The sequence below is a fragment of the Streptomyces sp. NPDC023838 genome, assembly GCF_040639555.1.
Classification (GTDB): domain Bacteria; phylum Actinomycetota; class Actinomycetes; order Streptomycetales; family Streptomycetaceae; genus Streptomyces.
This window is the reverse complement of sequence record NZ_JBFAAD010000009.1, coordinates 97,364-116,721: the sequence shown is the minus strand read 5'-3', so window position 1 is coordinate 116,721 and position 19,358 is coordinate 97,364. Positions and strand designations below refer to the sequence as shown.

Annotated in this window: 14 protein-coding genes; 11 read left to right on the top strand and 3 right to left on the bottom strand. The window is 72.5% G+C overall.

Translation table 11 applies throughout. The features are described 5' to 3' along the window. Nucleotides 1-141: 141 nt before the first annotated feature. The 4 genes from AB0G17_RS14330 (at nucleotide 142) to AB0G17_RS14315 (ending at nucleotide 4,445) form a co-directional block, all read left to right on the top strand. A complete protein-coding gene (locus AB0G17_RS14330) occupies nucleotides 142-654 on the top strand; it encodes a hypothetical protein (RefSeq protein ID WP_361380887.1) in 513 nt (170 codons plus the stop codon). A gap of 219 nt (nucleotides 655-873) precedes the next feature. Further along, nucleotides 874-3,108, top strand: a complete 2,235-nt coding sequence (locus tag AB0G17_RS14325) for an MMPL family transporter (RefSeq protein WP_361380884.1) — start codon at nucleotides 874-876, stop codon at nucleotides 3,106-3,108. Nucleotides 3,109-3,195: 87 nt separating this feature from the next. Further along, on the top strand, nucleotides 3,196-3,765 hold the full coding sequence (locus AB0G17_RS14320; RefSeq protein WP_361380881.1) for a GNAT family protein: 570 nt from the start codon (nucleotides 3,196-3,198) through the stop codon (nucleotides 3,763-3,765). 35 nt (nucleotides 3,766-3,800) lie between these two features. Beyond that, nucleotides 3,801-4,445, top strand: coding sequence for a hypothetical protein (locus AB0G17_RS14315; RefSeq protein WP_361380878.1), 645 nt, complete (start codon nucleotides 3,801-3,803; stop codon nucleotides 4,443-4,445). A 9-nt stretch (nucleotides 4,446-4,454) separates the two neighbouring features. Here AB0G17_RS14315 and AB0G17_RS14310 read toward each other — a convergent pair whose 3' ends face one another. Continuing rightward, a complete protein-coding gene (locus AB0G17_RS14310; RefSeq protein ID WP_361380875.1) occupies nucleotides 4,455-5,156 on the bottom strand; it encodes an SIMPL domain-containing protein in 702 nt (233 codons plus the stop codon). 309 nt (nucleotides 5,157-5,465) lie between these two features. Between AB0G17_RS14310 and AB0G17_RS14305 the strand changes: the two genes are divergently transcribed. Then, nucleotides 5,466-5,645 (top strand): hypothetical protein, encoded by a 180-nt coding sequence (locus AB0G17_RS14305; RefSeq protein ID WP_361380872.1) that lies wholly within the window; start codon nucleotides 5,466-5,468, stop codon nucleotides 5,643-5,645. A 66-nt stretch (nucleotides 5,646-5,711) separates the two neighbouring features. Next, nucleotides 5,712-8,771 carry an AAA family ATPase gene (locus tag AB0G17_RS14300; RefSeq protein WP_361381185.1) on the top strand — a complete coding sequence of 1,020 codons (3,060 nt, stop codon included), beginning with the start codon at nucleotides 5,712-5,714 and terminating at the stop codon, nucleotides 8,769-8,771. 94 nt (nucleotides 8,772-8,865) lie between these two features. Here the strand turns inward: AB0G17_RS14300 and AB0G17_RS14295 are convergent, their stop codons facing one another. Together AB0G17_RS14295 and AB0G17_RS14290 are read right to left on the bottom strand one after the other, a co-directional pair. After that, nucleotides 8,866-10,023: a PQQ-dependent sugar dehydrogenase gene (locus AB0G17_RS14295; RefSeq protein ID WP_361380869.1), complete on the bottom strand. Its 1,158-nt coding sequence runs from the start codon at nucleotides 10,021-10,023 to the stop codon at nucleotides 8,866-8,868. Between the two features lie 139 nt (nucleotides 10,024-10,162). Beyond that, entirely contained in the window at nucleotides 10,163-11,161 is a 999-nt protein-coding gene (locus AB0G17_RS14290) for an aldo/keto reductase (protein WP_361380866.1), read from the bottom strand. Nucleotides 11,162-11,244: 83 nt separating this feature from the next. On the opposite strand from AB0G17_RS14290, the gene AB0G17_RS14285 reads away from it, so the two are divergent. From AB0G17_RS14285 to ilvC, 5 genes are all read left to right on the top strand, one after another. Then, nucleotides 11,245-12,183: a 2-hydroxyacid dehydrogenase gene (locus AB0G17_RS14285; protein WP_361380863.1), complete on the top strand. Its 939-nt coding sequence runs from the start codon at nucleotides 11,245-11,247 to the stop codon at nucleotides 12,181-12,183. Nucleotides 12,184-12,651: 468 nt separating this feature from the next. Continuing rightward, entirely contained in the window at nucleotides 12,652-15,501 is a 2,850-nt protein-coding gene (locus AB0G17_RS14280; RefSeq protein WP_361380860.1) for an EAL domain-containing protein, read from the top strand. Between the two features lie 229 nt (nucleotides 15,502-15,730). Continuing rightward, nucleotides 15,731-17,590 (top strand): acetolactate synthase large subunit, encoded by a 1,860-nt coding sequence (locus AB0G17_RS14275; protein WP_361380857.1) that lies wholly within the window; start codon nucleotides 15,731-15,733, stop codon nucleotides 17,588-17,590. Nucleotides 17,591-17,613: 23 nt separating this feature from the next. After that, nucleotides 17,614-18,141: an acetolactate synthase small subunit gene (gene ilvN / locus AB0G17_RS14270; protein WP_067164603.1), complete on the top strand. Its 528-nt coding sequence runs from the start codon at nucleotides 17,614-17,616 to the stop codon at nucleotides 18,139-18,141. A 100-nt stretch (nucleotides 18,142-18,241) separates the two neighbouring features. After that, nucleotides 18,242-19,243, top strand: coding sequence for a ketol-acid reductoisomerase (ilvC, locus tag AB0G17_RS14265; RefSeq protein ID WP_361380853.1), 1,002 nt, complete (start codon nucleotides 18,242-18,244; stop codon nucleotides 19,241-19,243). Nucleotides 19,244-19,358: the final 115 nt, after the last annotated feature.

Here is a 19,358-nt window from a genome sequence, read left to right as displayed (position 1 = left end):
TGTGCGAACTACGTACGTAGTACGTGGACGAACCGGCCCCCGCATCCCTGGATGCGGGGGCCGGTTCATGTGCCACGGTGGCGCGGAATCAAACCCTCCTGGCGGGTGACCTCGTTCCGGAAGGTCTATAGGGTGCCGAGCGTGGACGGGCGAGAAGCGGTGAGAGTGCTCGGGCGCCGGACGGCGCTGCGGTATCTGGCGCTGGGGACGGCGGCCAGTGCCGTGGCGGCGTGCACCGGCGCGGGCGCCGCGGAAGGGCCCCGCAAGCAGGCGCTGAAGGCGTTCGTGAAGGGCGAGTGGGTCTACCGCTCGAACCAGAACCATCAGGGCGTCCTCACGGTCAATCCCGAGGGGCACTGGTCTGTCACCCAATGGGGTGGAATGTCCGGTCAGTGGATGCTGGACGGCGCCGTTCTCTCGGTGAGCACCGACGCCCCGACGGGCGACGCGGAGTCCGAGGATCAGGAAGCCTTCACGCTGACCAGCATGCCGGAGAAGGTCTCCCGGTCGTTCTCCGAGCTCTTCACGCTCTCCGGCGGCTGGTCGAGCATCGGCACCGCCGTCGAGGCCGGGTACCGCAAGGGCGTCCTGACCCTCGCCTTCCGGGGCGACGGCGCCGAGGATCTGCTCGTCACCTGCACCCGCCGCACGTGACGGCGGGGGCCGCTGCCCCGACCGTCCGGTGAGTAATCCCGCACGGCCCTGTGAGTAACCCCACGAAACGGACAAACGATCAGTATTCGCTGTCAGAGTGGCAGCGCGTAGAGGTCATGAGGTCATGCGTTCTTTGCGGGCCGTTCACGCCGCGGGCTGTTCGAGTCGTACCGGTGTTCCCGGGCAAAGATCCACGAACCATTCCAGGGAGCACATTCGTTGGCAGCCATCGCACGGTGGTGCATCAGGCACCGCCTCGTCGCCGTCCTGCTCTGGCTCCTCGCGTTCGGCGGCGCCACGGCCGCCACCGCCGCCGCGGGCTCGGCGTACTCCAACGACTACGAAGTCCCCGGCACCGAGTCCGGCCGCGCCACCGCCCTGCTCGACGCCGGATTCCACGGCGGCCGCGGCGGTGACACCGACACGGTGGTCTGGCGCGCCGACCCCGGATCCGTGCGCGCCCCCGACGTACAGCAGCGCATGTCCAAGGCCCTCGGCACGATCGCCGAGCTCCCCGGCGTGGCCTCCGTGACCGGCCCGTACGGACGTGACGGTGGCGCCCAGGTCAGCGCGGACGGACGCACCGCCTACGCCTCCGTCACCTTCGACCGGGCCGTCGAGGCGATCCCCAAGGGCCAGGCGCGGGCCGTCGTCGACACCGCGAGGGCCGCCTCCGCCGACGGGCTCCAGGTCGCGGTCGGCGGCAGCGCCGCCGCGCTCACCGAGACCAGCTCCGCGCACCTCAGCGAGATCGTCGGCGTCGTCGTCGCGGCCGTCGTCCTCTTCCTCGCCTTCGGCTCGCTCGCCGCCAGCACCCTGCCCATCGTCACCGCGGTGATCTCCGTCGGCACCGCGTACGCCGGCATAGGGCTGCTCGGCCACGCCATGGCCGTCGCCGACTTCGCGCCCATGCTCGGCCTGCTCATCGGTCTGGGTGTCGGCATCGACTACGCCCTGTTCATCGTCACCCGGCACCGCCGGGGCCTGCGCCAGGGGCTCTCCGTCGACGAGGCCGCGACCCGGGCCGTCGCGACGACCGGGCGGGCCGTGGTCTTCGCGGGTGCGACCGTCTGCATCGCGCTGCTCGGCATGCTCATCCTGCGGCTGAGCTTCCTCAACGGGGTCGCCGTCGCCGCCTCGCTGACCGTCGTGCTCACCGTCGCCGCGTCCGTGACGCTGCTGCCCGCGCTGCTCTCGCTCATCGGGACGCGGGCGCTCAGCCGCCGCGAGCGGCGCCGGCTCGCCGAGCACGGGCCGCAGCCGGAGCCGCCCACCGGCTTCGCGGCCCGCTGGTCCGCCTTCGTCGAGCGCCGCCCCAAGCTGCTCGGCGCGGTCGCCGCCGTGGTGATGCTGGTGCTCGCCCTGCCCACGTTCTCGCTCCATCTGGGCACCTCCGACCAGGGCAACAATCCGGCGAAGACGACCACCCGCACCGCCTACGACCTGCTCGCCGACGGGTTCGGGCCCGGCGTCAACGGGCCGCTCACCCTGGCCGCGAAGCTCGACGGCGCCGACGACCGGCTCGCCATGGAGCGGCTGCCCGGCGTACTGCGCTCCAGTGAGGGCGTCGGCTCGGTCAGCCCGGTGACGTACAACGCCAGCGGCGACACGGCCGTCCTCACCGTGGTGCCCGACTCGGCGCCCCAGTCCCAGGACACCAGCGCGCTGGTCGACCGGCTGCGCCACGAGGTGCTCCCGGCCGCCGCGAAGGGCACCTCGCTCGACGTCCGCGTGGGCGGGGTGACCGCGAGCTACGACGACTTCGCGGGTGTGATCATAGGGAAGCTGCCGCTCTTCGTCGGCGTGGTGATCACCCTCGGCTGCGTCCTGCTGCTCCTCGCCTTCCGCTCGCTCGGTATCCCGCTCAAGGCCGCCGCGATGAACGTGGCGGCGGTGGCCTCCGCGTTCGGGATCGTCGTCGCCGTCTTCCAGTGGGGGTGGGGGAGCGAGCTCCTGGGCCTGGGCCGGTCCGGCCCGATCGAGCCCTTCCTGCCGGTGATCATGGTCTCGGTGCTCTTCGGGCTCTCCATGGACTATCAGGTCTTCCTGGTCAGCCGGATGTACGAGGAGTGGCTGGAGACCGGCGACAACCGGCGCGCGGTCCGGGTCGGCCTCGCCGAGACCAGCCGGGTGATCAACTCGGCCGCCGTGATCATGATTTCGGTCTTCCTGGCGTTCGTGCTCAGCGGTGAGCGGGTGATCGCGATGTTCGGCATCGCGCTCGCGGCGGCCGTCGCCCTCGACGCGTTCGTCCTGCGCACCCTGCTCGTACCGGCCCTCATGCACATGCTCGGCGGCGCCAACTGGTGGCTGCCCGGCTGGCTGGACCGGCGGCTTCCCCGGATCAGCATCGAGCCGCCCGAGTGCCGCCGTGCGACGATTCCCGCGCCGCGCGCGAGCGATCCGGTGGGGCCGAGGGAGTCGGCGGAGCCGGTGGACGAACTCGTGGCCTAGGGCCTGATCCACCGGACGGGCCCTGGCCGTACGGGAAGGACGGGTCCTGGCCGTACGGGACACGACGACACACGAGGGAGCTGCGGGATGTTCGCGATATCGCTGGGGGACGACGGCGCCGAGCTGCGGCCACTGGAGCCGCACCACGCCGAGGAGTACCTCGCGCACATCGACCGGGGGCGGGATTTCATCGGGCAGTTCGTCATGCTCGCCGAGGTGAGCAAGGACCTCGAATCGTCGCGGGCGTTCCTCCAGGGGTACGCGGACAAGGCGGCCGCCGACACCGGGCGTCTCTACGGCATCTGGTCCGAGGGCACGCTCGTCGGCGGCGTCCTCTTCCGTACGTTCGACGCCCGGCTCGGCACCGCCGAGGCCGGCTGCTGGCTGGAGGAGTCGGCGGTCGGGCGCGGGCTCGTCACGCGCGCGGTCCGGGTGCTGATCGACTGGGCCGTCGTGGAGCGCGGGATCCACCGCGTGGAGTGGCTGGCCGCCTCCGCCAACACCGCCAGCATCAACGTGGCCAAGCGGCTCGGGATGACGCGGGACGGGGTGCTGCGGGAGAACTACCCGTACCGGGGCGTCCGCCAGGACACCGAGGTCTGGGCGGTGCTGGCTCCCGAGTGGCGGGCGGCCCGGCAGGCGCGCGCCGCCCGTTAAGGCGCCTCTCAGAAAGGCCGCCTACCGTCCCCGGCATGACTGCCACCCCCACCCCCCTCACCAAGACCGACAACGAAGCCGACGCCGAGGCGACGGCTGCCGACACCGCCGCGCAGGCCTCGGACGCCCCTGAGGCCCCTGCCGCCCCTGAGGCCTCGCGGGACTCCTCCGAGAAGGCATCCTCGGACGACGTGCTCACCGACGAGGCCGAGAACGACCGGGACGGCGACGAGGACGGCCTCGGCGACGACACTCCGCCCGCCGGGCCCCTCCGCACCGGGATCGGCGCCGGCGCCGCCGCCGTCGTCTCCGGGGCGCTCGGCCTCGCCTCGCTCACCGGCACCTGGATGGGCAAGGTCCTCTCCGAGCGCGAGACCCTGCTCGGCCAGATCAAGACCGCCCAGGGCGGCACCGCCTCGGCGCAGATCCACGAGATCTACGCCGACTCCTGGCACACCACCGCCGCCATCAACGGCGGCTTCGCGCTGCTCGCCCTGCTCGTCGGCGCGTTCGTCCTGGCCCGCCCCGCGTTCGGCGCCCCCGACGCCCACCCGCAGCCCGTCTGGGTGCGGGCGGTCGCGCTCGGCGGTCTCGTCCTCGGCGCGATCGGCCTGCTGCTCTCGGTCGGGATGTACTTCGACCTGTTCGCGACCCTGCCCTCGACCGGCTCCGGCTCCTGACGCCGCTCCTCAGAGCGCCGGGGGCGCCATCGTGAAGCGGGCCAGGACGGCGGCGCTCACGGTCTGGCGCTGAGGCTCCAGATCGAGCTCCGGGACGCTCTCCGGCGCGCCGCCGCCGTACCCCGCCGCGCGCATCATCCCCGGCGCCGCCACCGGATGGGGGCGTGCGTCCTCGGCGCCCTCGTCGGCCAGTTCGAGCAGCGCCACCAGCTCGCTGCCGAGCGCGGTGGCGTACTCGCGGGCGCGCTCCACCGCCTGCTCGACGGCCCGGCGGCGGGCCTTCCCGTACGCGGGCGAGGCCGGGCGCAGGCCCCACCAGGGGCCGTCCACCCGGGTCAGTTCGAGGGAGGCCAGCCGCGAGACGAGTTCGCCGAGCGCGGTGAAGTCACCGAGCTCCACCGTCACCCGCACCTGCCCGTGGTACGCGCGCACCCGCTCGCCCCGGCCGTGCCTGCCCAGTTCGGGGCTGACCGAGAACGAGCCCGTCTCCAGCTGCTCCACCGCCTCCCCGTACGACTTGACGAGGTCGAGGACGGCCGCGTTGCGGCGGGTGAGGTCCTCCAGCGCGGTACGGCGGTCGGTGCCGCGCGCGGTGACCGTCACGCCGAGCCGGGCGATCTCCGGGTCGACGTCGAGCACGGCCTGGCCCCGGACCGCGATCCGGGGGGCGTCGGGGGTGCCGTAGGGCAGGTGCGGGGACGGGTCGGTCATCTCGGCTCCATGGGTCGGCTGGGTGCGGCCCACTCTCGCACCGGCCCGCCCCGTAAGGCACCCACCCGGTCTTCCAGCTGACGTCCGAGCCCCCTGCCGGACGCCTGAGCCGCCTGCCGGATGCCTAAGCATCCCGCCGGACGCCTAAGCATCCCGCCCGGCCGCCCCGGGCGGATCTAAGGCCCCGCCGCCGCGTGGATGCGGCACTCTCCCGATGTGCCAGGACCCCCTGGGAGGCGAGAGTTGAGGCATCGCAGGAAGCGATGAACCACCAACTCGAGCCCCACCCGGGGCACCAGGGAGCCGAAGATGTTCGAGCACACGATGTACAAGGTGAACCAGGCCGAGCTGCTCCGCGAGGCCGCCGCCCAGCGGCTGGTCCACCAGGCCCGCGTCGCCCGCCGGGCCCGGCGGAACGCGGAGCACGAAGGCGAAGGTCGGGTGAGCCAACTGCGCGACCTGCGCGACCGCTTCGCGCACGCCGCCTGAGCACCCGCGAGAACCGCGATGACCTTGACCGTCCCCACGGGTGCCGCGGAACCGGACCGCTGTGCGATGCTCGGCTCCGTGGAGACCAGGTCTTTCAGCCCCGTGTTCGTCGGCCGCGCCGGTGAACTGACCGCCTTGACCGAAGCGCTCGCCCGCGCCACCGCGGGCGAGCCGCAGGCGTTGCTGGTGGGCGGTGAGGCCGGGGTGGGCAAGACCCGGCTCATCGAGGAGTTCACCAACGCCGCCTGCGACGCGGGCGCCGTGGTCGCGGTCGGCGGCTGCGTCGAGATCGGCGCCGACGGCCTGCCCTTCGCCCCGTTCTCCACCGCCCTGCGCACCCTGCGCCGCCGGCTGCCCGACGAGCTCGCCGCGGCCGCCGAAGGCCAGGAGGAGGAGCTGGCCCGGCTGCTGCCGGAACTCGGCGAGGCCAGCCGGGAGAGCGGCGAGGACGGCACCGCCCGCCTCTTCGAGCTCACCGTACGGCTCCTTGAGCGGACCGCCGCCGACCGCACGGTCGTCCTGGTCCTCGAAGACCTGCACTGGGCGGACGCCTCCACCCGCCATCTGCTCGCCTATCTCCTGCGCACCCTGCGGCGCGGCCGGCTGGTCGTGGTCGCCACCTACCGCGCCGACGACATCCACCGCCGCCATCCCCTGCGCCCCCTGCTCGCCGAACTCGACCGCCTGCGCACGGTCCGGCGCATCGAGCTGTCCCGCTTCAACCGGGGCGAGGTCCACCGCCAGCTCACCGGGATCCTCGCCGTCGAACCCGAACAGGCGCTGGTGGACGAGATCTTCGCGCGCTCCGACGGCAACGCCTTCTTCGTGGAGGAGCTGAGCGTGTGCCACGAGTCGGGCTGCGTCCCCGGCGGCGGCCTCAGCGAGTCCCTGCGCGACCTGCTGCTCGTACGGGTCGAGGCGCTCTCCGAGGACGCCCAGCTCGTCGTCCGCATCCTCGCCGAGGGCGGCTCCACCGTGGAGCACCCGCTGCTCGCCGCGGTCTGCCGGCTCGCCGAGGACGACCTCAACGCGGCCCTGCGCGCGGCCGTCGGCGCCAACATCCTGCTGCCGACGGAGGACGGCGACGGCTACCGGTTCCGCCACTCGCTGGTCCGCGAGGCCGTCAGCGACGACCTGCTGCCCGGCGAGCGCTCCCGCCTCAACCGCCGTTACGCCCAGGCCCTGGAGGCCGACCCCTCCCTCGTCCGCGCCGACGAGCGCGCCACCCGTCTGGCCAGCTACTGGTACTCCGCGCACGACGCCGCCAAGGCGCTGCCCGTGGTGCTGCGCGCGGCCGTCGAGGCCCGCAAGCGGCACGCCTACTCCGAGCAGCTGCGCCTGCTCGAACGCGGCATGGAGCTGTGGGACTCGGTCCCCGCCGAAGTCCGCGCCGACCTGCGCCCGTTGGACTACGCGGGCGCCTACCCCTCCTGCGACACCTGCGACCCCGCCACCACCCCGCTCGGCTATCTCGACCTGCTCGCCGAGGCCGCCGTCGCGGCCCGCTTCTGCGGTGAGCGCGAACGCGCCGTGAAGATCGCCAAGCGCGCCCTGCGGATCATCGAGGCCGAGGAGACGGACGCCCCGCCCGGCGCCCCCCACAGCGACCCGCTGCGGGCCGCCTGGTTCTGGACCGAGCTCTCCAAGCTGGTGCAGAACCTCGGGCGCGGCGACGGCTGGGACGAGCTCGCCACCGCCCAGGAGCTGGTGCGCGGACTGCCGCCGTCCGCCGTGCACGCGGCGGTCCTGGCCACCGCCGCGGGCTGGGGCATGCTGCACCGGCCCGGCCCCGAGTCGCTCGCCGCCGCCGAACGGGCCGTGGAGTACGCCAAGCTGGTCGACGCCGAGGAGACCGAGCTCAACGCCCGGCTCACCCTGGGCGGCCTGATGGTCGACGCGGGCGACATCGAGGGCGGCCTCGCCCTGATGCGCGGCGTCATCGACCGCTCGCTGGAGATCGGCCTCGTCGCCGAGGCGGGCCGTGGCCATGTGAACCTCTCCTCCAGTCTCGAATCGGTCGGCCGTTCCCAGGAGTCCGCGCGGACCGCGGCCCAGGGCGTACGGGTCTCGCGCAAGTTCGGCCTCCTCGACAACGAGGCCTGGGCCGCGACCAACGAGTCCGACGCCCTGCTCAGCCTCGGCCGCTGGGACGAGGCCGCCGAGCGCGTCGAGTGGGTCCAGCGCTCCGGGGTGGGCGGCAAGCCCCGGGGCTACGCCGCGCTCCGCCTTGCCCAGCTGTCCTTGCTCCGCGGCGAGCTGGAGCTCGCCGAAGCCCGTCTCGCCGACGCCGTGGGCTACTTCGGCGCCCGCGACCCGCTCCCGCAGAACGCGTTGCAGGTGGCCCGCGCCGAGCTCGCCGTCGCGGCCGGCCAGGGCCGGTTCGCCGACGCGCGCGCCGTGCTCGCCCGTGCCGTCGAGGGCGGCTTCCCGCCCGGCACCCAGCGGTACGGCTGGCCGCTGCTGATCACCGCGGCCGCCGTGGAGGCCGATCTGCGCGGGCTGCCCGCCGCCGGGCCCGGCCGGGCCGAGTCCCTGGACCTGATCCGCTCGGCGGCCCGGACGATGGCCACCCCCAGCCCGCTCGCCAAGGCGTACGCCCTGTGCGTCGAGGCGGAGCTGGCCCGCGCCGACGGCCGGGACAGCGCCGCCCGCTGGGAGGCGGCCGCCACCGCGCTCCAGCCCCTGGAGCGCCCCTACGAACTCGCCCGGGTCTGCCACCGGTGGGCCGCCGCGCTGCTCGCGGAGGGCAACCAGCGCGAGAGGGTCGGCACGCTGCTGCGGCAGTCGCACTCCGCCGCCGTACGCCTCGGGGCCCGGCCGCTCGTGGAGGAGCTGGAGCTGCTGGCCCGCCGGGCCCGGCTGCCGCTGACCGCGCCGGAGCCCGCCGTCCCGGATGAGCCCGCCGACCCGGCCGGGGCGCTCGGGCTGACCAGCCGGGAGCAGGACGTGCTGCGCCTGGTCGCCGCGGGACACAGCAACCGCCAGATCGCCGAGGAGCTGTACATCTCCCCGAAGACGGCCAGCGTGCACGTCTCCAACATCCTGGCCAAGCTGGGCGTCTCGGGCCGGGGCGAGGCCGCCGCCCTGGCCCACCGGCTCAGCCTCTTCACGGAGAAGGTGGCCTGACGTCACGGAGAGGGCGAAGAGGGCGGCCGGGGGCCGGGGCGGGGTGTGCGGGGGCGGCGCCCCGTCCCCTTACGCCACCTCCAGTTCCAGCCCCTTACGTCACCTCCAGTTCCAGGATCTTGTCGTCGCCCGGCTTCGGGGTGCCCCGGCCGTCGGTCGCGCTGGTGACCAGGAGCAGGGTGTGCGGCCCCGTCGCGATCACCGTGCGCAGCCGTCCGTACGTGGACGTCAGGAACGCCTGGGGCGGCGCGAGCGGTTTGGTGCCGTCCAGCGGGATGCGCCACAGCCGCTCGCCGCGCAGGGACGCCATCCAGATACTCCCCGCCGCGTACGCGACACCGCTCGGTGAGGCGTCCGCGGTCTTCCACTGCTCCACCGGGTCCACGAACCCCGGTTTCCTTCCCTTGCCCTCGACCAGCGGCCAGCCGTCGTTGTCACCCGGCCCGATCACGTTCAGCTCGTCCCAGGTGTCCTGGCCGAACTCCGAGGCCCACAGCCGGTTCGCGCCGTCCCAGGCCAAGCCCTGCACATTGCGGTGGCCGGACGAGTACACCACCGAGTCCGCCTCGGGGTTGCCGTGCACCGGCTGCCCGTCCGGGGTCATCCGCAGGATCTTGCCGCCCAGCGACTTCTTGTCCTGGGCCAGGCCCCGGTCGCCCGTCTCGCCGGTGCCCGCGTACAGCATCTTGTCCGGGCCGAAGGCGATCCGGCCGCCGTTGTGGATGGTGCCCTTGGGGATGCCCCGCAGGATGGTGTCGGGCGCCCCCAGCTGTTCGCCCGCCGGGCGCTTCTCGTCGTAGATCATGCGGGCGATGCGGTTGTCGGACTCGGTGGTGAAGTACGCGTACACCTGGTGGTCCGAGGCGAACGCGGGGGACAGCGCCAGGCCGAGGAGGCCGCCCTCGCCGCCCGGCTGCACCCCCGGCACGCTGCCGATCACGGTCTGCTTGCCGGCCGCGTCGACCCGGCTGACCGTGCCCTCGTCGCGCGAGGCGACCAGCAGGCCCCCGTCGGGCAGCGGGGCCACGCCCCAGGGCGACTTCAGGCCCTGGGCCACGGTTCTGGTGACCTTGACCGAGCCCTTGGGCGGGGGGAGCTCGGCGGTGGAGGCGGGGGCGGAGGACTTCGGGGAGGTGGTCGCGGGCGACGAGCGGGCGCCGTCGTCAGGGCGCGGGGTGGTCCCGGACGAGCACCCGGCCACCAGCGCCAGCGCGGCAGCGGCCAACAGGGCCGTCAGAGCAGGACGTTGCACGGTTCGCTTCCTTTCGGGCGGCTGCGGTCCCTACGGTACTTACACCGCCCGAGCCTCTCAGGTTCCCGATCGTGTTCGCGGCGCTCCGGCCGAGCGCGGGCTTCCACCGAAACCAGCCGCGCCCCATCGCCCTCGTCCCTCAGTCCCACGACCCCCGGGCCCCCGGCAGCCGCTCGATCTCCGCCTCGTCCCGGGCCGTCAGGACCAGCCCGGCCGCCGCGGCGTTCTCGCGGGCCCACTCCTCGCGCTTGGTGCCCGGCACCGGGACCACGTGCGGGCCCCGGCCGAGCAGCCAGGCCAGGGCGACCTGGGCCGGGGTCACCCCGTCCCCGTGGCGCGCCGCGACCCGGCGCAGCCCCGCCACCACGGGCTGGTTGGCCGCCATCATCTCGGCGGTGAAGCGGGGGTGCCGGGCCCGTACGTCGTCCGGCTCGAAGCCCTGGCCCGGGGTGAGCGTGCCGGTGAGGAAGCCGTTGCCGAGCGGCATCGCGGCCAGGAAGCCCACGCCCCGCGCCGCGCACCACGGCAGCAGCGCGTCCAGCGCCTCGCGCGACCACACCGACAGCTCCGCCTGGACGGCGCTGACCGGGAACACCTGCTGTACGCGCTCCAGTTGACGAATCGTCACTTCATGAGGAGGGCCCGACCGGCGGGACACCCGCGCGCCCGTCGCGCACACCCCGAGCGCCCGCACCTTGCCCGCCGTCACCAGCTCCGCCATCGCGCCCCAGGTCTCCTCGACCGGCACCTCCGGGTCCGCCCGGTGCAGCTGGTAGAGGTCGATCACGTCCGTCTGGAGCCGCCGCAGCGAGGCGTCGCAGGCGCGCTTCACATAGCCGGGGCGGCCGTTGGCCACCACATGCGCGTCCCCGCCCACCAGCAGTCCGCACTTGGTGGCGACGAAGGCGTCGGCCCGGCGCTCCTTCAGGGCCCGGCCCACCAGGAGCTCATTGGTGAACGGGCCGTACATGTCCGCCGTGTCGAGCAGGCTGGACCCGGCGTCGAGCGCGGCGTGCACGGCGCGCAGCGAGTGGTCCCCGCGCTGCTGCGACGTGGTGTAACCCCAGCTCATCGGCATACAGCCGAGGCCGATCGCGCCCACCTCCAGGGCCGCCGCACCGATAGTCCTGCGCTCCAACTCCCCGTACCCCTCCGTACCGCCCTGGGTGTGACCCCCAAACTAACCTCTGGCCGCCACGGGTCCTGACATAGCCTCCGGGCATGACTGCAGACGTGTGGCTCCCCTTCCAGGCCGACGAGATCCCAGGGCTTCCCGACGGCCTCACCTACCGCTTCTGGGACGGCGGTCCGGACTATCCCGCCGACCCCGCCGCGTGCGCCTTCTACGTGGTCCCGTACATGAAGGGCAGCGAGACCGCGGTGCGGCCGCTCGCCGCGATGAGCGGGGTACGGGTCGTACAGACCCTGTCGGCGGGCATCGACCACGTACAGCCGGGTCTGGGCTCGCTGCCGCAGGGCGTACGGCTCTGCAACGCGCGCGGTGTGCACGAGGCGTCCACCGCCGAGCTCACCCTCGCGCTGATCCTGGCCTCGCTACGGGGGATTCCCTCGTTCGTCGCGGGACAGGAGAAGGAGGAGTGGCGGTCCGGCTTCTATCCGGCCCTCGCCGACAAGTCGGTGCTGATCGTCGGGTACGGATCGATCGGCGCGGCCATCGAGGACCGGCTCGCGCCGTTCGAGTGCGCCCGGGTGGCGCGCGTGGCGCGCTCCTGGCGCACGACTGCGCGCGGCCCAGTGCATCCCCTCACCGAACTGCCCGCACTCCTCCCCGAAGCCGACGTGGTGGTCCTCTCCACGCCGCTCACCGAGCAGACGAAGGGCCTGGCGGGCGCAGAGTTCCTGGGCCGCATGAAGGACGGCGCGCTCCTGGTGAACGTGGCCCGGGGCGCGGTCGTGGACACCCATGCGCTCCTCGCCGAGCTGGAGAGCGGCCGCATCCGCGCCGCCCTCGACGTCACCGACCCCGAGCCGCTGCCCGCCGGACACCCGCTGTGGCATGCGCCGAACGTTCTGATCAGCCCTCATGTCGGGGGCTCCACTTCGGCGTTCCTGCCGCGCGCGCAGGCGCTGCTCGCCCGCCAGCTGACGAAGTACGCGGCCGGGGTGCCGCTGGACAACGTGGTCCTGACGATCGAGTAGGGCCGCCCCGCCTTCGATTGGCAACTCTGCGCACCGGTCCGAGTGCGATCCGTGCCCACAACCCCCTTGGCGGTCACGGAGCGTAGAGGAACTATGTCCCTGAGTGACGAGACTGGTGTATCGTCCCGACCGGGGGCTGCGCCGCGCGTCTGGCGGCGCGGGGGAGCGCATGTCACAGCGAGGGGGGCGACGGGCGATGCACGGCCAATGGACCAACGATCCGACGCGGCGGAGCCGCCGACGGCTACCCCGAGGCGTAAGGGCGGGGCTCCCGAGGGGCCGCACCCGGCTCAGGATCCGCAGCCGGGCCCGCACCCGGATGCCGGCCAGGAGCCGCCCGCCGGCGAGGACGGCCCGCCCGCCCTCCCCGGCCGCCCGCCCGGCGGCCGCGAGGGCCCACCCGCCGGGCCGGGCGAGCGGCCCCGGGGTGTCCCGCACCCGTACCGCGTCCGGACCCGGAGGGGCCCGGTGAGCGCCCCGGGAGCGGTGCTGCCCCGCCGGCCCGTCCCCGACGGCGGGACGAGCCTGGTCTCCCAGCTCGTCCTCGCGGTGATCTGCGCGGCGTACGCGACAGGGGCGGCGTTCGGCTGGGGATCCTCGGAAGTCGCCGACGTGATGGGGGACTTCGGGCTCAGCGCCGCGGCGATGGCGGCCTCGGTCTCCTGCTTCCTCTACGCGCGCGGAGGCGCCGGGGAGGGGGAGAACCGCTTTCGGCCCGCGTGGCTCCTCTTCTCGTTCTCCTCCGCCATGGCGGCGAGCGGCAACGGAGTCTGGGGGTGGTACCAAGTGGTGCTCGAGCACCCGGTCCCCTCGCCCTGCGTGGCCGACCTGTTCTTCCTGCTCTTCGCGCCGCCCGCGATCGTGGGGCTCCTTGTGCTGGCCAAGCGTCCGGTCACCCGGGCGGGCTGGGTCTGCCTGGCCCTCGACTCCTGGCTGATCGGCGGCTCGCTGCTGACCCTCTCGTGGAGCCTGGCCCTCGCGCACACCGCGCACTTCGAGGGCGAGAGCGTCGCGCGGGCCGCGCTGGCGCTCGCGTACCCACTGCTCGACATCGTGCTCGTGAGCATGGTGCTCGCGCTGCACTTCCGGCGCTCCACCGCCAACCGGTCGGCGATCAACACGGCCATCGCCGCGCTCGCCCTGACCGTGCTGTGCGACGCGCTGTACACCTCGCCGCTGCTGCGCGAGCACTACCGCTCCGGCCAGCTCCTGGACGCGGGCTGGTTCGCCGCCTCGCTGCTGCTCGCCTACGCGCCGTGGGGCGCCCGCAGGATCGCCCCGAGCCTGCCGTTCGCGCCACCGCCGCCGCCCCGGCGGCCCGGCGCGCTCCCGGCCAGCAGGCCGATCGCGGGCTCGCTGGGCGCGCTCACGCCGTACCTCGCGGCCACCGTGTGCACCCTGGGGATCCTCTACAACGTCATCGAGGGCCGCCGGGTCGACCGCGTGGTGGTCTTCACCGGGTGCACGGTGGTGCTGGCGCTCGTGGTGCGCCAGGGGATCATGCTCGTGGACAACATCGCGCTCACCCACGAACTGGCCCAGAAGGAGAACCACTTCCGCTCCCTGGTGCAGGGCTCCAGCGACGTCATCATGATCGCCGCGCCCACCGGCATACTGCGCTACGTCAGCCCCGCCGCCGCGGGCGTCTACGGGCGGGACGCGGAGGACCTGATCGGCTCCGAGCTGGCCTCCCTGATCCACCCGGAGGACCTGGGCCGGGTCGTGCACGAGGTGCGGCGCTTCCTGGCCACGCCTCCGGCGGAGGAGCCGACCAGCAGGATCGAGTGCCGCTTCAAGTCCGGCACCGGCGAGTGGCTGAACGTGGAGTCGACCATCAACCGCCACCAGGGCGGCCTCATCCTCAACAGCCGGGACGTCACCGAACGGGTGCGCCTGCAGGCCCAGTTGCAGCACAACGCCGAGCACGACCCGCTCACCGACCTGCCCAACCGCGCCCTGTTCACCGAGCGGGTGCGCCAGGCGCTGAGCGGCCGCCGCGCCTCCGACCCCGGCACGGCGGTGCTCTTCATCGACCTCGACGGCTTCAAGCAGGTCAACGACACCATCGGCCACCAGGCCGGCGACGAGCTGCTGATCCAGGCGGCCCGCCGCCTCCAGGACTCGGTGCGCGCGGGCGACACCGCGGCCCGCCTCGGCGGCGACGAGTTCGCCGCCCTGATCCTCGGCGACGGCGGCCGCGACCGGGCGGCCCGCCAGCGCCAGGTGTACGAGATCGCCGACCGGCTGCGCCTGACGCTCTCGCAGCCGTACCAGATCGACGGCAACGAGGTACGGGTCGCGGCCTCCATCGGCGTCGCCTTCGCCGAGCGCGACGTCAGCGCCCGCGAGCTGATGCGCAACGCCGACCTCGCGATGTACCGGGCCAAGTCCGGCGGCAAGAACCGCGTCGAGATGTACGCGCCGACGATGCAGGCCGAGGTCGTCCGCAAGACCGAGGTGGCCGCCCGCCTGCGCACCGCGCTGCACGAGGGCGAGTTCGCGCTGCTGCACCAGCCGGTGGTCAACCTGACCACCGGGCGGGTGGCCGCCGTGGCCGCGCAGGCGCGCTGGAGATCGGCCCAGGGGATCCTGTTCACCCCGGCCGAATTCCTACGGGTCGCCGACGACGGCGAGCGCACGGCCGAGCTGGGCCGCTGGCTCCTCGAAGAGGCCGTCGAGCAGGCCGCCGAGCGGCGCCGGGCCGGGCACCACACCCCGGTCGCGATCCGCCTCCCGGCCCGCCGGCTGCTGGACAAGTCGATGCCGCTCGGATCGGTGGAAGCCCTGCTGACCAGGCACGGGCTGCCGTCCGGAGCCCTGGTGATCGAGCTGTCCGAGAGCGACCCCAGGATCTCCTTCGACGAGCTGGAGCGCCGTCTGGTGGCCCTGCGCCGGCTCGGCGTGCGGATCGCCCTGGACGGGTTCGGCAGCGGATACGCGGCGATCAACGCCCTGCGCCGGCTCCCCATCGACGTACTGAAACTGGACAGGGGCCTGGTCGAGGGCGTGGTCGAGTCCGCCCGGCTGCACAAGATCACCAGCGGGCTGCTGCGGATCGCCTGCGACCTCGGGATGCAGTCCGTGGCCGACGGCGTGGACGTGCCGGAGCAGGTGCTCGCGCTGCGGGCCATGGGGTGCACCCACGGGCAGGGCATGGCCTTCTCCGGGCCGCTCGACGAGTACCGGCTGCGCCGGTCCCTGGTGCGGGGCACTTTCCCGGTGCCGGGCGGGGCCGCGTTGCCCGTGCTCAGTGGCCGGTCGCTGCCCTCCGTCCGGGTCAATCACTCAAATAGTGAGACACCCGTCCCACCCACTTGACACTACCGGGGCGCCGGGGGGAGGGTCATTGCCATGCGCACCCGAATTCTCGTACTTGGAAAGCGCGTCGGCTGAAGCCGGGCCCCCACGCGGGCCCAGTGGACCACACCCCGACGCGCTCCCCTCGCTTGCCTCACGGCACGAGGGGTTTTTTGTTGCACTGGCACCCCTGAAGCACGACAGCGATCTCGACCAAACCCCTGCAAAAACCCTCAGCTTCGAGAAGAGAATGCCGATGACCGAGCAGGCCACCGGGGCCCACCATCCGCAGCCGCGGGCCCGTAACGGCGGACACCACGCCGCCACCGTTGAGCACGTCACGGGCGCGCAGTCCCTCATCCGCTCTCTTGAGGAAGTCGGGGCCGAGACCGTCTTCGGCATTCCGGGCGGCGCCATCCTCCCGGCGTACGACCCGATGATGGACTCCACCCGGGTCCGTCACGTCCTGGTCCGCCACGAGCAGGGCGCCGGTCACGCCGCCACCGGCTACGCGCAGGCCACCGGCAAGGTCGGCGTCTGCATGGCCACCTCCGGCCCGGGTGCCACCAACCTGGTCACGCCGATCGCGGACGCCCACATGGACTCCGTCCCGCTGGTCGCGATCACCGGCCAGGTCTCCTCCAAGGCGATCGGCACCGACGCCTTCCAGGAGGCGGACATCGTCGGCATCACCATGCCGATCACCAAGCACAACTTCCTGGTCACCAAGGCCGAGGACATCCCGCGCACCATCGCGGAGGCCTTCCACATCGCCTCCACCGGCCGCCCGGGACCGGTCCTGGTCGACATCGCCAAGGACGCCCTCCAGGCGCGCACCACCTTCTCCTGGCCGCCGCACATGGACCTGCCCGGATACCGCCCGGTCACCAAGCCGCACGCCAAGCAGATCCGCGAGGCCGCCAAGCTGATCGTCCAGGCCAAGCGCCCGGTCCTGTACGTCGGCGGCGGCGTCCTGAAGGCCGGCGCCACCGCCGAGCTGAAGGTCCTCGCGGAGCTCACCGGAGCGCCCGTCACCACCACCCTGATGGCGCTCGGCGCCTTCCCCGACAGCCACCCGCTGCACGTGGGGATGCCCGGCATGCACGGTGCGGTCACCGCCGTCACCGCGCTGCAGAAGTCCGACCTGCTGATCGCGCTCGGCACCCGCTTCGACGACCGGGTCACCGGCAAGCTGGACAGCTTCGCCCCGTACGCGAAGATCATCCACGCGGACATCGACCCGGCCGAGATCGGCAAGAACCGCGAGGTCGACGTGCCGATCGTGGGCGACGCCCGCGAGGTCATCGCCGATCTGGTGCAGGCCGTCCAGGCCGAGCACACCGAGGGGCACACGGGCGACTACACCGCCTGGTGGAACGACCTCAACCGGTGGCGCGAGACCTACCCGCTCGGCTACGACCAGCCGGACGACGGCAGCCTCTCGCCCCAGCAGGTCATCCAGCGCATCGGCGAGCTCGCCCCCGCCGACACCATCTACGCGGCCGGCGTCGGCCAGCACCAGATGTGGGCCGCCCACTTCATCAACTACGAGCGCCCGGCCACCTGGCTGAACTCCGGCGGCGCCGGAACGATGGGGTACGCGGTTCCGGCGGCCATGGGCGCCAAGGCCGGCATGCCGGACCGCCCGGTCTGGGCGATCGACGGCGACGGCTGCTTCCAGATGACCAATCAGGAGCTCACCACGTGTGCGCTCAACAACATCCCGATCAAGGTCGCCATCATCAACAACGGCGCCCTCGGGATGGTCCGCCAGTGGCAGACCCTCTTCTACAACCAGCGCTACTCCAACACCGTGCTGCACAGCGGTCCGGAGGCCACCGGCCTGGAGCCGAGCGCCGGCACCCGCGTCCCGGACTTCGTGAAGCTGTCGGAGGCCATGGGCTGTTACGCGATCCGCTGCGAGCGCCCGGAGGACCTGGACAAGGTGATCGAGGAGGCCAACTCGATCAACGACCGTCCGGTCGTCATCGACTTCATCGTCCACGAGGACGCCCAGGTGTGGCCGATGGTCGCCGCCGGCACCTCCAACGACGAGGTCATGGCCGCCCGGGGCGTCCGTCCCGACTTCGGCGACAACGAAGACGACTGAGAGAGCAGAGAGAGACCGTCACCATGTCGACCAAGCACACGCTCTCCGTCCTGGTGGAGAACACCCCCGGCATCCTCGCCCGGATCGCCGCGCTCTTCTCCCGTCGCGGCTTCAACATCGACTCGCTCGCCGTCGGTGTCACCGAACACCCCGACATCTCCCGCATCACCATTGTGGTCAATGTCGAGGACCTGCCCCTGGAGCAGGTGACGAAACAGCTCAACAAGCTGGTCAACGTCCTGAAGATCGTCGAACTCGAGCCCAGCGCTGCGATCCAGCGTGAACTCGTTCTGGTGAAAGTGCGGGCCGACAACGAAACGCGCTCCCAGATCGTCGAGATCGTCCAGCTGTTCCGCGCCAAGACCGTCGACGTCTCGCCCGAGGCCGTGACCATCGAAGCCACCGGCGGCGCCGACAAGCTGGAGGCGATGCTCAAGATGCTGGAGCAGTTCGGCATCAAGGAGCTCGTCCAGTCCGGGACGATCGCCATAGGGCGCGGCTCGCGGTCCATCACCGACCGCAGCCTGCGGGCCCTGGACCGCACGGCCTGAACCCGTACCTCGCGGTGTTCGTATCGCGAGACTCAAAACTTCCCGACGCATCCCCGCCGTACGGTGGGACGCAACACCAGCACACCAAGGAGATATCCCAGTGGCCGAGCTGTTCTACGACGACGACGCCGACCTGTCCATCATCCAGGGCCGCAAGGTCGCGGTGATCGGTTACGGCAGCCAGGGCCACGCCCACGCGCTGTCGCTCCGTGACTCGGGTGTCGACGTCCGCGTCGGTCTGCACGAGGGCTCCAAGTCCAAGGCCAAGGCCGAGGAGCAGGGCCTGCGCGTGGTCACGCCCGCCGAGGCCGCCGCCGAGGCCGACGTCATCATGATCCTGGTCCCGGACCCGATCCAGGCCCAGGTCTACGAGGAGTCCATCAAGGACAACCTGAAGGACGGCGACGCGCTGTTCTTCGGCCACGGCCTCAACATCCGCTTCGGCTTCATCAAGGCCCCCGCGGGCGTCGACGTCTGTATGGTCGCCCCCAAGGGCCCGGGCCACCTGGTCCGCCGCCAGTACGAGGAGGGCCGCGGCGTCCCGTGCATCGCGGCCGTCGAGCAGGACGCGACCGGCAACGGCTTCGCGCTCGCGCTCTCGTACGCCAAGGGCATCGGCGGCACCCGGGCCGGCGTCATCAAGACGACCTTCACCGAGGAGACCGAGACCGACCTGTTCGGTGAGCAGGCCGTGCTCTGCGGTGGCACCTCCGCGCTGGTCAAGGCGGGCTTCGAGACCCTCGTCGAGGCGGGCTACCAGCCGGAGATCGCCTACTTCGAGTGCCTGCACGAGCTGAAGCTCATCGTCGACCTGATGTACGAGGGCGGCCTGGAGAAGATGCGCTGGTCGGTCTCCGAGACCGCTGAGTGGGGCGACTACGTCACCGGCCCCCGCATCATCACCGCCGACACCAAGGCCGAGATGAAGAAGGTCCTCGCGGAGATCCAGGACGGCACGTTCGCCAAGAACTGGATGGACGAGTACCACGGCGGTCTGAAGAAGTACAACGAGTACAAGACCCAGGACGAGAACCACCTCCTGGAGACCACCGGCAAGGAGCTGCGCAAGCTCATGAGCTGGGTGGACAACGAGGAGGCGTAAGCCTTCGCGAGAGGCCGCGGCGGTGCGCCGCGGCCTCTTGTCCATCCCGTCCACACCCGGACGGGTGACATTCCGCCACGGCGGAGAAGACCCCCCTGAGCACCACTAGACTGCT